The sequence below is a fragment of the Paracidovorax wautersii genome, from assembly GCF_031453675.1.
GTDB lineage: Bacteria > Pseudomonadota > Gammaproteobacteria > Burkholderiales > Burkholderiaceae_C > Paracidovorax.
The window spans coordinates 3253471-3265893 of record NZ_JAVIZX010000001.1 but is presented as its reverse complement, the minus strand read 5'-3'; the positions used below and the strand labels follow the sequence as shown (position 1 = coordinate 3265893).

11 protein-coding genes and 2 tRNA genes are annotated in these 12423 nt (G+C 65.4%); 6 read left to right on the top strand and 7 right to left on the bottom strand.

Translation table 11 applies throughout. The features are described 5' to 3' along the window. Nucleotides 1–196: 196 nt before the first annotated feature. Nucleotides 197–2011 carry an extracellular solute-binding protein gene (locus QE399_RS14775; protein WP_309829722.1) on the bottom strand — a complete coding sequence of 605 codons (1815 nt, stop codon included), beginning with the start codon at nt 2009–2011 and terminating at the stop codon, nt 197–199. A 102-nt stretch (nt 2012–2113) separates the two neighbouring features. On the opposite strand from QE399_RS14775, the gene fabI reads away from it, so the two are divergent. Both fabI and QE399_RS14765 read left to right on the top strand, forming a co-directional pair. After that, nucleotides 2114–2911: an enoyl-ACP reductase FabI gene (gene fabI, locus QE399_RS14770; protein ID WP_309829720.1), complete on the top strand. Its 798-nt coding sequence runs from the start codon at nt 2114–2116 to the stop codon at nt 2909–2911. A 120-nt stretch (nt 2912–3031) separates the two neighbouring features. Beyond that, the gene (locus tag QE399_RS14765) at nt 3032–3922 is read left to right on the top strand and encodes a DNA ligase (protein ID WP_309829718.1); all 891 of its coding nucleotides are present in this window, start codon (nt 3032–3034) and stop codon (nt 3920–3922) included. A gap of 114 nt (nt 3923–4036) precedes the next feature. Here QE399_RS14765 and QE399_RS14760 read toward each other — a convergent pair whose 3' ends face one another. After that, a complete protein-coding gene (locus tag QE399_RS14760) occupies nt 4037–6424 on the bottom strand; it encodes an arginine/lysine/ornithine decarboxylase (protein ID WP_309829716.1) in 2388 nt (795 codons plus the stop codon). Between the two features lie 136 nt (nt 6425–6560). Between QE399_RS14760 and QE399_RS14755 the strand changes: the two genes are divergently transcribed. From QE399_RS14755 to QE399_RS14740, 4 genes are all read left to right on the top strand, one after another. After that, nucleotides 6561–6986, top strand: coding sequence for an NfeD family protein (locus QE399_RS14755; RefSeq protein WP_309829714.1), 426 nt, complete (start codon nt 6561–6563; stop codon nt 6984–6986). A 123-nt stretch (nt 6987–7109) separates the two neighbouring features. Next, nucleotides 7110–8042 (top strand): SPFH domain-containing protein, encoded by a 933-nt coding sequence (locus QE399_RS14750; RefSeq protein WP_309829712.1) that lies wholly within the window; start codon nt 7110–7112, stop codon nt 8040–8042. A 64-nt stretch (nt 8043–8106) separates the two neighbouring features. Beyond that, a tRNA-Ser gene (locus QE399_RS14745) sits at nt 8107–8196 on the top strand. A gap of 471 nt (nt 8197–8667) precedes the next feature. After that, on the top strand, nt 8668–9621 hold the full coding sequence (locus QE399_RS14740; RefSeq protein WP_309829710.1) for a rhodanese-like domain-containing protein: 954 nt from the start codon (nt 8668–8670) through the stop codon (nt 9619–9621). A gap of 145 nt (nt 9622–9766) precedes the next feature. On the opposite strand, the gene QE399_RS14735 is transcribed toward QE399_RS14740, so the two are convergent. The 5 genes from QE399_RS14735 to pal form a co-directional block, all read right to left on the bottom strand. Beyond that, nucleotides 9767–9946 carry a hypothetical protein gene (locus QE399_RS14735; RefSeq protein WP_309829708.1) on the bottom strand — a complete coding sequence of 60 codons (180 nt, stop codon included), beginning with the start codon at nt 9944–9946 and terminating at the stop codon, nt 9767–9769. A gap of 186 nt (nt 9947–10132) precedes the next feature. Further along, a tRNA-Lys gene (locus tag QE399_RS14730) sits at nt 10133–10208 on the bottom strand. 51 nt (nt 10209–10259) lie between these two features. After that, nucleotides 10260–11066: a tRNA threonylcarbamoyladenosine dehydratase gene (locus QE399_RS14725; protein WP_309829706.1), complete on the bottom strand. Its 807-nt coding sequence runs from the start codon at nt 11064–11066 to the stop codon at nt 10260–10262. Next, nucleotides 11063–11836: a tol-pal system protein YbgF gene (gene ybgF, locus QE399_RS14720; RefSeq protein WP_309829705.1), complete on the bottom strand. Its 774-nt coding sequence runs from the start codon at nt 11834–11836 to the stop codon at nt 11063–11065. Before ybgF ends, QE399_RS14725 begins: the two co-directional genes overlap by 4 nt. After that, the gene (gene pal, locus QE399_RS14715) at nt 11836–12378 is read right to left on the bottom strand and encodes a peptidoglycan-associated lipoprotein Pal (protein ID WP_309829703.1); all 543 of its coding nucleotides are present in this window, start codon (nt 12376–12378) and stop codon (nt 11836–11838) included. Before pal ends, ybgF begins: the two co-directional genes overlap by 1 nt. Nucleotides 12379–12423: the final 45 nt, after the last annotated feature.

Sequence of the window (12423 nt, the reverse complement as noted above, 5' to 3'; positions counted from 1 at the left end):
CGATACCCCACGGCGGCGTGCGCCACCCACGCCCGCTGAAACCGGCGCGGCATCACCCGTCCGATGGCTGCGGAGCAAGCCATGCCAGCAGACGCCGTGGAACGGGCTTCGCCAGGCCACCGGCGGCGTCTCCCTGCCCGCAGTGCACAGCACGGCGAGAGCGGGGGAAAAGCGCGCAGCGCTTCAGGCGGGTGTCTCACTTCAGGCTCCACCAATAGGCCATGGTCCATTCCTCGGCCTTGGCATACGGCGGCATGGGCGCATGGTAGGCCAGGCGCTGCTGGTTGTAGACGATGCGATGCGCCGACAGCCGCCACTGGGGAATGAGGTAGTGGCTGTGCATGATCACGCGGTCCAGGGCGCGGCAGGCGGGGACCAGCTCGTCCTTGGAGTTCGCGCGGGTGAGCGCGTTCACCAACGCATCCACGGCCGGGCTCTTCACCCCGGCATGGTTGCTGCTGCCTTCCACGTCGACCCGTTTGCTGCCGAACAGCTCCTGCATGTCCTGGCCGGGGTTGTACGTCCCCGGGTAGTTGAGGGTGATCATGTCGAAGTCGAACTTGTCCATGCGCTGCATGTACAGCGCGAAGTCCACGGCGGCGAAGCGCAGCGTGATGCCCAGCTTCTCCAGGTTGCGCATCCACGGTGTGATGGTGCGGGTGCCGCCCTCCTTGCTGTCCAGATATTCCAGCACCATGGGCTGGCCCTGGGCGTTGCGCAAGGCGCCTTCGCGGTAGGTCCAGCCCGCGTCGGCGAGCAGCTGGCGCGCGCGGCGCAGGTTGTCGCGCAGGGAATGCCCCTCGCCTTCGGAAACCGGCGGCTGGTACATGGGACCGAAGACCGCATCGGGCACCTTGCCGCGCCACGGCTCCAGCAGCGCCATCTCTTGCGGGCTGGGCGTGCCCGTGGCCTGGCAATCGGTGTTGCCGAAGAGGTCCGTGACGCGCGGATAGCCGCCATAGAACATCTGGCGGTTCATCCACTCATAGTCGATGGCCAGCCCCAGCGCCTCGCGCACCCGCGGGTCCCGGAGCATGGGCCGGCGGGTGTTGAGCACGTAGCTCTGGAACCCTGCGGGCAGGCGGTGGGCCAGTTCTTTCTTGACCAGCACGCCCTGCTTGAACAGCTTGCCGTCGATGCGGCGCGCCCAGTCGCCGGCCGAGTACACAGTCATGAAATCGAACTCGCCGGCCTTGACGGCTTCCAGCCGGGCGGTGTTGTCCTTGTACAGCTTGACGGTGATGCGGTCGAAGTTGTACGCGCCGCGGTTCACGTTCAGGTCGCGGCCCCAGTAGTCCGGGTCGCGCACATAGGTGATGTCGCGCCCGAAGGCCACCGGGCCGATCCGGTACGGCCCGCTGCCGATGGGCACATCGGTCACGATCTCGTCGAAGCGCTTGGCCTTGCCGTCCGCCTGCCGGCCCCAGGCGCGGCTGAAGATGGGCAGGCCGCCCACCGTGAGCGGCAGCTCGCGGTTGGCCTGCTTGAAGCGAAAGCGCACGGTCCGCCGGTCGATCACATCGACGCCGGCCACTTCCTGCAGCAGCGTGGCGTAGCCGGGCGCGGCGTAGGGTCCGACCAGCGTCTCGTAGGTGTACTTCACATCAGCGGCCTCGACCGGGCTGCCGTCATGAAAGCGCGCCTCGGCCCGCAGCCGGAAGGTGGCGCTGAGCCGGTCCGCGGGCACCTCCACGTCCTCGGCGAGCAGGCCGTAGCCGGAGGCGGTCTCGTCCATGGAGCCGGCCAGCAGGCTCTCGAACAGCAGGTCGGACAGGTAGGCCGGCGGCGAGCCCTTCATCGTGAAGGGGTTGTACTTGTCGAAGGTCGAGTAGCGCAGGTTGCTCACCATGCGCAGTTCGCCGCCCTTGGGCGCGTCGGGCTTCACGTAATCGAAGTGCGAAAAACCGGGCGGGTACTTCAGGTCCCCCCAGAGCGCATAGCCATGGGCGGCCCAAGCCGGCGCCGCTCCCAGCAAGCCCCCCCACAGCAGACAGATCGTCCAGAACCGCATGCGACAATTCTGCACCACGGCGGCGGCATGCCAGCGCTGGCAGGGAATTTCCCGCCACCGCGCCCGGCGCCATCCCTACCGCATTTCACTGGAGAACAACAAATGGGTTTCCTGACCGGCAAGAAGCTGCTCATCACGGGCGTGCTGTCCAATCGCTCCATCGCGTACGGCATCGCCAAGGCCTGCCATGCACAAGGGGCCGAGCTGGCCTTCAGCTACGTGGGTGAGCGCTTCAAGGACCGCATCACCGACTTCGCCGCCGAATTCGACTCCAAGCTGGTCTTCGACTGCGATGTGGCGAGCGACGAGCAGATCGAACGCATGTTCGCCGACCTGTCCCAGACCTGGCCGAAGTTCGACGGTTTCGTGCACAGCATCGGCTTCGCGCCGCGCGAGGCCATCGCCGGCGACTTCCTGGAAGGCCTGTCGCGCGAGTCGTTCCGCATCGCCCACGACATCAGCGCCTACAGCTTCCCGGCCATGGCCAAGGCGGCCCTGCCCTACCTGAACGACAAGGCCGCCGTGCTGACGCTGAGCTACCTGGGTGCCCTGCGCACGGTGCCCAACTACAACACCATGGGCCTGGCCAAGGCCAGCCTCGAAGCCAGCGTGCGCTACCTGGCCGAATCGCTCGGCCCCAAGGGCATGCGCGCCAACGGCATCAGCGCCGGCCCCATCAAGACCCTGGCCGCCAGCGGCATCAAGGACTTCGGCAAGCTGCTGGGCACCGTGGCCGACGCCTCGCCCCTGCGCCGCAACGTGACGATCGAGGACGTGGGCAATGCCGCCGCCTTCCTGCTGTCCGACCTGGCCAGCGGCGTGACGGCCGAGATCATGTATGTGGACGGCGGCTTCAGCCAGACCGGCGGCATCAGCCGCGACAGCGCCAACCTGGCCTGATCGACGATACGGCGAGGCTGCGCCTGCGCTACCATCCGTGGGCGCCTCACAAAGATATGAGTCGAATCGGCCTCTAGCGCTTATCCAGCAAGCGCATACAGCTATCAATAGATGAGCACCATGCAACGGCGCACCCTCCTGATCCAGGCAGCGTGCGCCGTTCTTGCGTCCGGGCCGGCCAGCGCACAGCCGGGCGTTTCACCGGCGGCGGCGCCCGCGCCGCCCCCTGCAGTGTGGCTGGCCAATGTCTACCGCCCCGGCGTGCCGCTGGCCGACTACTGGGTGAGCGAGAAGTACGACGGCGTGCGCGGCTTCTGGAATGGCCGAGAACTGCGCACCCGCGGCGGCGAAGCCATCCAGGCCCCGGCATGGTTCACACAGGGCTGGCCCGGCATCCCGCTCGACGGCGAACTCTGGGCCGGCCGCAACCGCTTCGGCCACGCGCAGTCCACGGCACGCCAGCAGCAACCGGATGACGCCGCCTGGCGCCAGATGCGCTTCATGGTGTTCGATCTACCAGGGCACGGCGGCACCTTCGACGAGCGCCTGCCGGCCTTGCAGGCCACCGCCCAGCGCATCGGTCAGCCCTGGGTGCAGGCCGTAGAGCAGCGCCGCGTAGCCACCGATGCAGAACTGCAGGCGCTGCTGCGCCGCACGGTGCGGGCCGGCGGCGAAGGCCTGATGCTGCACCGAGGCAGCGCGCCGTACCGCAGCGGGCGCAGCGACGATCTCCTCAAGGTCAAGACGCACGATGACGCCGAGGCCCGCGTCATCGACCACCTCCCCGGCCAGGGCCGCCACGCCGGCCAGATGGGCGCACTGCTGGTGGAAACGCCGCAGGGCCAGCGCTTCCGGCTGGGCACCGGTTTCAGCGATGCCGATCGGCGCAACCCGCCTCCCGTGGGCGCCTGGGTCACCTACCGCTACCGCGGCGTCCATGAAGGCAGCGGCCTGCCGCGCTTCGCCAGCTACCTGCGCGTGCGCGAAGACATGCCGCCGAGCGGTCGCTGAGCGGTCGCTGAGCGGCCAGCAAAAGCAAAGCCCGGCACACCTGTGGGCATGCCGGGCTTTGCGGTGGGATGGGTTGCGCAGAGAGCTCGCTCGCCCTCTCCTCAGCCGCTCAGATCACACCTTGCGGCCAAACGGGCCGTCGCTGCCCACCTGCACGATGTCTTCGGCCTTGGGCGCGTTCTTGCGGCCCTTGCCGGCGGCCACGGCCTTGGACTGCACGGTGTTCGCCACGCAGTCGGCGTAGTAGCGCACGTGGCCGTTGTCGTCCTCGATCTCCACTAGGCCGTGGATGTCGGTCTCGAAGCCCGGGCACAGCTTGGCGAACTCGCGTGCGAACTTCAGGTAGTCGACGATCTTCTTATTGAAGACCTCGCCCGGAATCAGCAGCGGGATGCCCGGTGGGTACGGCGTGATCAGGCTGGTGGTGATGCGGCCTTCCAGCTGGTCGATCTCCACGCGCTCGGTCTTGCGGTGCGCGATGTGGGCATAGGCGTCGCTCGGCTTCATCGCGGGCGTCAGGTCCGAGAGGTACATCTCGGTCGTCAGGCGCGCGATGTCGTACTTGGCGTACAGCTCGTGCACGTGCTGGCACAGGTCCTTCAGGCCCATGCGCTCGTAGCGCTTGTGCTGCTGGCAGAACTCGGGAAGGATGCGCCACATGGGCTGGTTGCGCTCGTAGTCGTCTTTGAACTGCTGCAGCGCCGCCAGCAGCGTGTTCCAGCGGCCCTTGGTGATGCCGATGGTGAACATGATGAAGAAGCTGTAGAGCCCCGTCTTCTCCACCACCACGCCATGCTCGGCCAGGTACTTGGTCACGATGGACGCGGGAATGCCGGTCTTGTCGAACTTGCCGTCCAGATTCAGGCCCGGCGTGACGATGGTCGACTTGATCGGATCCAGCATGTTGAAGCCGTCGGCCAGCGCGCCGAAGCCGTGCCACTTGCTGGGCGCGTTCTTCTTGCCCTTGCCGTCGCCGCGGATGATCCAGTCCTCCGCGCGGCCCACGCCCTCGTCGGCCAGCTTGTCCGGGCCCCAGACCTTGAACCACCAGTCGTCCTTGCCGAACTCTTCCTCCACCTTGCGCATGGCGCGGCGGAAGTCCAGGGCTTCCAGCAGGCTCTCTTCCACCAGCGCGGTGCCGCCGGGCGGCTCCATCATGGCAGCGGCCACGTCGCAGCTGGCGATGATGCTGTACTGCGGGCTGGTCGAGGTGTGCATCAGGTACGCCTCGTTGAACAGCGGGCGGTCGAGCTTCACGGTCTGCGAGTCCTGCACCAGCACGTGGCTCGCCTGGCTGATGCCCGCCAACAGCTTGTGGATGGACTGGGTCGCGTACACCACCGAATGCTGCGGCCGCGCGCGCTTCTTGCCCATGGCATGGTAGCTGCCATAGAACGGGTGGAAGGCCGCGTGCGGCAGCCAGGCCTCGTCGAAATGCAGGTTGTCGACGTAGCCGTCGAGCATGCCCTTGATGGTCTCGGTGTTGTAGAGCACGCCGTCGTACGTGGACTGGGTGATCGTGAGCACGCGCGGCTTCACGGTGGCGGCATCCACCCCCTTGAGCAGCGGGTTGGCGCGGATCTTGGCCTCGATGGCGTCGCGCTCGAATTCGCTCTTCGGGATGGGCCCGATGATGCCGAAGTGGTTGCGCGTCGGCTTCAGGAACACCGGAATCGCCCCGGTCATGATGATCGAGTGCAGGATGGACTTGTGGCAGTTGCGGTCCACCACCACCACATCGCCAGGCGCCACCGTGTGGTGCCACACCATCTTGTTGGAAGTGCTGGTGCCGTTGGTCACAAAGAAGCAATGGTCGGCATTGAAGATGCGCGCCGCGTTGCGCTCCGATTCGCCGATGGCGCCGTTGTGGTCCAGCAGCTGGCCCAGTTCCTCCACGGCGTTGCACACGTCGGCGCGCAGCATGTTCTCGCCGAAGAACTGGTGGAACATCTGCCCCACAGGGCTTTTGAGGAAGGCGACCCCACCGGAGTGGCCCGGGCAGTGCCAGCTGTAGGAGCCGTCTTCGGCGTAGTCCAGCAGCGCCTTGAAGAACGGCGGCTGCACACCCTCCAGATAGCTCTTGGCCTCGCGGATGATGTGCTTGGCCACGAACTCCGGCGTGTCCTCGAACATGTGGATGAAGCCGTGCAGCTCGCGCAGGATGTCGTTGGGCAGGTGGCGCGCGGTCTTGGTCTCGCCGTGCACGTAGATCGGCACATCGGTGTTCTTGCGGCGCACCTCGGCAATGAACTTGCGCAGGCTCAGCACCACCGGGTCCAGGCCCGAACCCAGCGTGAACTCCTCATCGTCGATCGACAGGATGAAGGCACTGGCACGGCTTTGCTGCTGCGCGAACTGCGTCAGGTCGCCATAGCTGGTGACGCCGAGCACTTCGAAGCCTTCCGACTCGATAGCCTGCGCCAGAGCGCGGATGCCCAGGCCCGAAGTGTTCTCGGAACGATAGTCCTCGTCGATGATGACGATGGGAAAGCGAAATTTCATGCGCAGCCTCCGAGCAAACCGGCCAAAAAAACAAACAGCCGCGAAGTGTAAGGAATAACGTTGTCACGCCTTTGAACCCCCACCTTTTTGTCCCAGAATGTGGTGCACTACACACAACAAAAAGGAGCGTCGCGCTATGGAGGAATCCACCATCTGGTGGCTGCTGGCTGGGGGCATCGTGGTGGCAGAGCTGCTGACGGGCACGTTCTACCTGCTCATGCTGGCCATCGGCCTGGCAGCGGGCGCGCTGGCGGCACATGCCGGTGCGCAGCTCACAGTCCAATTGATCTCGGCAGCGGTACTGGGCTCCGCAGGGGTCATCGGACTGCACCTGCTGCGCAGGCGCCGTTCGGCCGCGCAGCCGGCTTCCAGCAACCGCGACGTGAACCTGGACGTGGGCGAGTCCGTGCAGGTGGACGCGTGGAACGCCGACGGCACGGCCCAGGTGCGCTACCGGGGTGCGCAATGGACCGTGGTCCACCGCCCCGGCAATGCGCCATCGCCCGGCCTGCACCGGGTGGCGGAAGTCATCGGTAACCGGTTGCTGGTCGACAAACTCTGAGAGGGCGCGAACGGCCCGCGCGCTCTGCGGAGCGCATCGGGACTCTCGCAAGCCACTCACTCCAGGCCGTCTGCATCTGCGCGGCGGCCCTCCCCGGTTCTTCAACCATTGACGAGACACACCATGGAAATCGCCATCATTCTTTTCGTGATCGCCGCCATCTTCATCGCCCGGTCGGTGAAGGTCGTGCCCCAGCAGAACGCCTGGGTGAAGGAGCGCCTGGGCAAGTACGCCGGCACGCTGACGCCCGGCCTGAACTTCCTGGTGCCCTTCGTGGACCGCGTGGCGTACAAGCACAGCCTCAAGGAAATCCCGCTGGATGTGCCCAGCCAGGTCTGCATCACACGCGACAACACGCAACTGCAGGTGGACGGCATCCTGTACTTCCAGGTCACCGATCCCATGCGCGCCAGCTACGGCTCCAGCAACTACATCATGGCCGTCACGCAGCTGGCGCAGACCTCGCTGCGCAGCGTGATCGGCAAGCTCGAACTGGACAAGACCTTCGAAGAACGCGACATGATCAACGCGCAGGTGGTGTCCGCCATCGACGAGGCCGCGCTGAACTGGGGCGTGAAGGTGCTGCGCTACGAGATCAAGGACCTGACACCGCCCAACGAGATCCTGCGCGCCATGCAGGCACAGATCACCGCCGAGCGCGAGAAGCGCGCCCTGATCGCCGCCTCCGAAGGCCGCCGCCAGGAACAGATCAACATCGCCACTGGCGAGCGCGAAGCCTTCATCGCCCGCTCTGAGGGCGAAAAGCAGGCCCAGATCAACAACGCACAGGGTGAGGCCGCCTCCATCACTGCCGTGGCCGAAGCGACGGCCCAGGCCATCGAGCGCGTGGCCGCTGCCATCCGCCAGCCCGGCGGCGAGCAGGCCGTGCAACTCAAGGTGGCCGAGAAGGCCGTCGAGGCTTATAGCCAAGTCGCCTCCGACGCGACCACGACGCTGATCGTGCCGAGCAACATGACCGAGGTCTCCGCGCTCATCGGCTCCGCCATGAAGATGGTGCAAACCAGTGGCGCCGCCGCACGGCCCGGCGCGAACTAAATTGCGGACCCGGCGCGTCGGAGCAAGAAAACGCCCCAAAGCGCTGCTACAATTGCGGGCTTCCGGAGAGGTGGATGAGCGGTTTAAGTCGCACGCCTGGAAAGCGTGTGTGGGCTAATCCCCACCGCGGGTTCGAATCCCGCCCTCTCCGCCAAGAATTTTATGGGGTCAACGATTTACAAGAGAATTGTTGATCCAACAGACCCATAGAGCAAAGCCACCGCGATTTCGCTGGTGGCTTTTTCTTTGCCTGCCTGTAGTCCACGGCAAGGCTTCCAGCGAGGCCTCTGCAAACCCGCGGCCCGGGCGCAGCAGCGCCCATCCATCGGCTTCATGGCGCGGGCCTCAGGATGCACTCTTCCGCCCCCCTCTTCTCGACAGAACTCGGGACGAATGGAGAAGGCCGCGATAGACCAGAAAGCCCAAGCAGAGCGCCGCAGCGGCTGTGCACGACGCCCATTGCCACGCCGCACCAGGGTTTCCAAGGCAACTTATGATCCGACGCACTTCTTCAGCAAAAGCCCCGCACAAACACTGCACAGCGCTGGGCTTCTAGCGAAGCACCACTGCCCCCTCACTGCACCGACAGCGGCCGGCATCAGACCAGGCCGAGAGAGAAGACATCTTGGACTACCTCTTCACCCTGCTCGCCAGCTATGGCGTTCTGCTCATTTTTGGCTGGGTGCTGGTGGAACAGTTGGGCGTGCCGATTCCGGCCTTCCCGGTCCTGATGGTGGCCGGTTCACTGGCTGCCAAGGGCGAACTGTCCGCACCCCTGCTTCTGGCATCGACGGTGGGCGCATGCCTCATCGCGGACTACGCGTGGTATCTGGCGGGCAGCCGGTACGGCAGCCGCGTGCTGCGGCTGATGTGCAAGCTCTCCCTGACGCCGGATACCTGTGTCGCCCAAACCGAGAACCTGTTTGACCGCTGGGGCGCGAAGTCGCTTTTGGTCGCGAAGTTCATTCCCGGGTTTGCATCGATCGCCACCGCCATGGCGGGCACGATGCGGGTACGGACTGCAGCGTTTCTGGCTTATGACGCAGCCGGTGCGGCACTGTGGGCAAGCGTGGGCCTGGCCCTCGGTTGGATCTTCTCCTCCGCGATGGAATCCGCGTTGGACACGCTGCAAGCGCTCGGAAAGTGGGGCGTGGCACTTCTCCTGGCGGGCTTGGCGGTCTACATCGCACGCAAATTCTGGTCGCGACTGACAATCAGGCGGCAGATGCTAGTGCCCCGCATTGCGGTGGCCGAACTGCAAAACCTACTGGACTCCAAGAAACCCCACATCGTTCTGGACGTTCGCAAGCCAGCGCTCTGGGAGCGCGAACGCATCCCAGGCGCACAGCGATTCGACGCCTCGCAGTGGGCGTCCGCGATGAACAGTCCCCACCGCACGACGCAGATCATCGTCTACTGCGACTGCCCAGCAGAAGCGTCCGCCGTGATTGTTTCCAGCCAGCTGAAACGCGCGGGTTTCCAGGTCGTCCAACCCCTGCAGGGAGGGCTGGAGGCTTGGCGCCAGGCCGGACTGGCCATCGAGAGCAGCGGGACGATTGCTGAAGCCGCTTCCGCCTGAAATTCCAACCATAAGAAGCAGCCTGCGAACAATGCGGGTCACCCTTTCCCGCCAGAGAAAGTAGCAGACCGCAAGCATCTGCGCATGGCAGACGGGCCGAGCGCAAGCCGCGTGGTCCCCCACACCGTCACCATACCTCAGGCCGTCAACTTCGCGCGCGCCGCGCGGCGGCAAGCTCTTCCAGCACCTCCTCCACCGCCCGCCGGTACTCGGTTGTCAGCCCCTCCGTAGCCAGTTCCTTTTCGTGAAAGTGCTCGCGACGGGGGTCCGCCACCAAATCCCGGATCACGATGCCTTTGAGCTTGAGATAAATCGCCTCGTCCATTGCACTCCTCCGTTATCTCGACGGCTGCATGATCGGGCAAAAAGGCGCGGTTGGCGCACCTGTACCGCAAACACCTCATCGCCCGCACCGAGTCGCTGCCGGCGAACCCATCCGCTTCAGGCCCAGGACGCATCTTCTCAGCGGAAAAGAAAAAAGCCGCTTGAAGAAGCGGCTTTTTGAAGAGAGTGGTAGGACGTACTGGGGTCGAACCAGTGACCAACGGATTAAAAGTCCGCTGCTCTACCAACTGAGCTAACGTCCCACTGCATCAGCACTTTCGTGCTGCAGCAAAGCCTGTGAGTATAGCGTGCTTTTACCGCGCTCCGGCCAAGCGATCGAACACCCAGCCCGCTGCACACTGGCCGAAAGTGGCGGTCACCGAGACGACGGAGCCGTAACCATGACAGTTCAGCGTGCCATCCCCCGCGTCGATCTGGCAGGAGGCATGCGGCGCCGCGACGGCCTCGCGGCTGAAAACGCAAGCGACTTTGATCGCCTTGCCTTCCTTGGGCGCACCATGCTGTTTGCGCAACCGGTAGCGAACTTGAGCGAGCAGCGGGTCATGCGTGGTCTGCGACAGGTCGTCGATATCCACCTTGTGGGCCCAGCGCTTGCCGCCGGCGGCGCCTACGGCGATGAACGGCGTCTTGGTACGGAGGCTCCACGCTGCCATCGCGACCTTGGCGCGCACCTGGTCGCAGGCGTCGATGACGGCGTCCACGGGCGGGGGCAGCACGGCCGGCCAATTGGACTCGGTGACGAAATCGTCGACGCAGTGCACCACGCAATCCGGGTTGATGAGGCGGATGCGGTCACGCATGGCGTCGATCTTGGCTTGGCCGAGCGTGTCGGTGGTCGCGTGGATCTGGCGGTTGACGTTGGACTCGGCGACATGGTCCATGTCGATGAGCGTGAGGTGCTCCACGCCACTGCGGGCCAGCGCTTCCACGGCCCACGAGCCCACGCCGCCGATTCCGATCACGGCCACATGGGCCCTACGGATGCGCGCGGCGCCTTCCACGCCATACAGGCGTGCCAGACCACCGAAGCGGCGCTCCGGATCGAAAAAGCCAGCGGATTCGCTGGCTTGTGCATCGGCCGGGGGTAAGGTGCTTGTCACTTCAGACGCGACAGGCGCTCCTTGGCAGCGGCAGCGGCCTCGGACTGCGGATAGGCCTTGAGCAGATCTTCCAGCGTCTTGCGGGCGCCGCGGGTGTCCTTCAGCTCGATCTGGCAATTGGCGATCGACAGTGCCGCTTCGGGAGCGCGCGCGTGGTCGGGCGCCGCGGACAGCAAGGAACGGAAGTTGTTGATGGCTTCCTTGTAGTCGCGGGTCGCGTACTGCGCATTGCCCAGCCAGAACCGCGCCGAGGGCACGTAGCCGCTGGACGGATACTGCCGCACGAAGTTGGTGAACAGCGGCACGGAGTCGCCGAAAGCACCCGTGCGGAAGACCGCCAACGCGGCTTCGAAGTCGCGCTTCTCGGCCGGGTCCGCCTGGAACTCGCGCCCATCCACGTTCACCTTCAAGGGTTCGAACCGGCGCAGGCGTTCGTCCATACCCTGTGCGATGTCCTTCTGGCGGCTCTGCAGGTCGCTCACATCCTTGCGCAGCTGTTCGTTCTGTCCGCGGAGATTGGCCTGCTCCACGCGCAGCGCCTCGATCTGCGTTTGCAGGTCGAGGAGGCTGCGGCGCAGCTGGGAGGTCTCATCTCCGGAACGCTGGCCCGACTGCTGCAAGGCATCGACGCGCTGGCGCAGCTCGAGGATGGCGCGGCGTGCCTCGTCATCCTCGAACAAGGCGGCCTGGCTCGCAGGCGCCCAGCAGGCGAACACGGCGACTGCCAGGGCGGCAATCGCATGGTGGCGAGAGAGAATGCGAGCGCTCATCAACGGTAGGACAGTTCAGCGCGGCGGTTTTGCGCGTAGGCATCTTCCGAGCTGCCTTGCACGGCCGGCTTTTCCTTGCCGAAGCTCACGGCTTCCATCTGGCTGTCCTGCACGCCCAGCAGGCCCAGCGCGCGGCGCACGGCCTCGGCACGCTTCTGGCCCAGGGCCAGGTTGTACTCGCGGCCACCGCGGTCGTCGGTGTGGCCTTCGATCATGACCTTGCGGCTGGGCACGGCCTTGATGAAGCGGGCATGGGCGTCGATGACCGACTGGGCTTCAGGCTTGATGACGTAGCTGTCGTAGTCGAAGTACACGATGCGCGCCACGCCCACGGGGCCTTGGCCGTCGCGGGCCGACTGGCTCAGGTCCACGGGAGCCACGCCGCTTTGGCTGGTGCCGCCGGCATTTGCGCCCGCATTGGTGGACGTTGCACCCTTGTCCTCGACGGGCGTGTCTTCCAGCTTGACGCCGGAGCTGCAGCCGGCCATCAGGGCGACCATGGTGAGGGCGAGGGACGCGCGCTTGAACTTCGAATTCATCATTTAACTTCTCCTGTCGACTTGGTATTCAAAAAGCAAAAAAGGTTT

Coding starts and splice junctions, on each gene's coding strand:
- QE399_RS14775 (WP_309829722.1), bottom strand. CDS start 2,011: ATGCGGTTCTGGACGATCTGTCTGCTGTGGGGGGGCTTGCTGGGAGCG.
- fabI (WP_309829720.1), top strand. CDS start 2,114: ATGGGTTTCCTGACCGGCAAGAAGCTGCTCATCACGGGCGTGCTGTCC.
- QE399_RS14765 (WP_309829718.1), top strand. CDS start 3,032: ATGCAACGGCGCACCCTCCTGATCCAGGCAGCGTGCGCCGTTCTTGCG.
- QE399_RS14760 (WP_309829716.1), bottom strand. CDS start 6,424: ATGAAATTTCGCTTTCCCATCGTCATCATCGACGAGGACTATCGTTCC.
- QE399_RS14755 (WP_309829714.1), top strand. CDS start 6,561: ATGGAGGAATCCACCATCTGGTGGCTGCTGGCTGGGGGCATCGTGGTG.
- QE399_RS14750 (WP_309829712.1), top strand. CDS start 7,110: ATGGAAATCGCCATCATTCTTTTCGTGATCGCCGCCATCTTCATCGCC.
- QE399_RS14735 (WP_309829708.1), bottom strand. CDS start 9,946: ATGGACGAGGCGATTTATCTCAAGCTCAAAGGCATCGTGATCCGGGAT.
- ybgF (WP_309829705.1), bottom strand. CDS start 11,836: ATGAGCGCTCGCATTCTCTCTCGCCACCATGCGATTGCCGCCCTGGCA.
- pal (WP_309829703.1), bottom strand. CDS start 12,378: ATGATGAATTCGAAGTTCAAGCGCGCGTCCCTCGCCCTCACCATGGTC.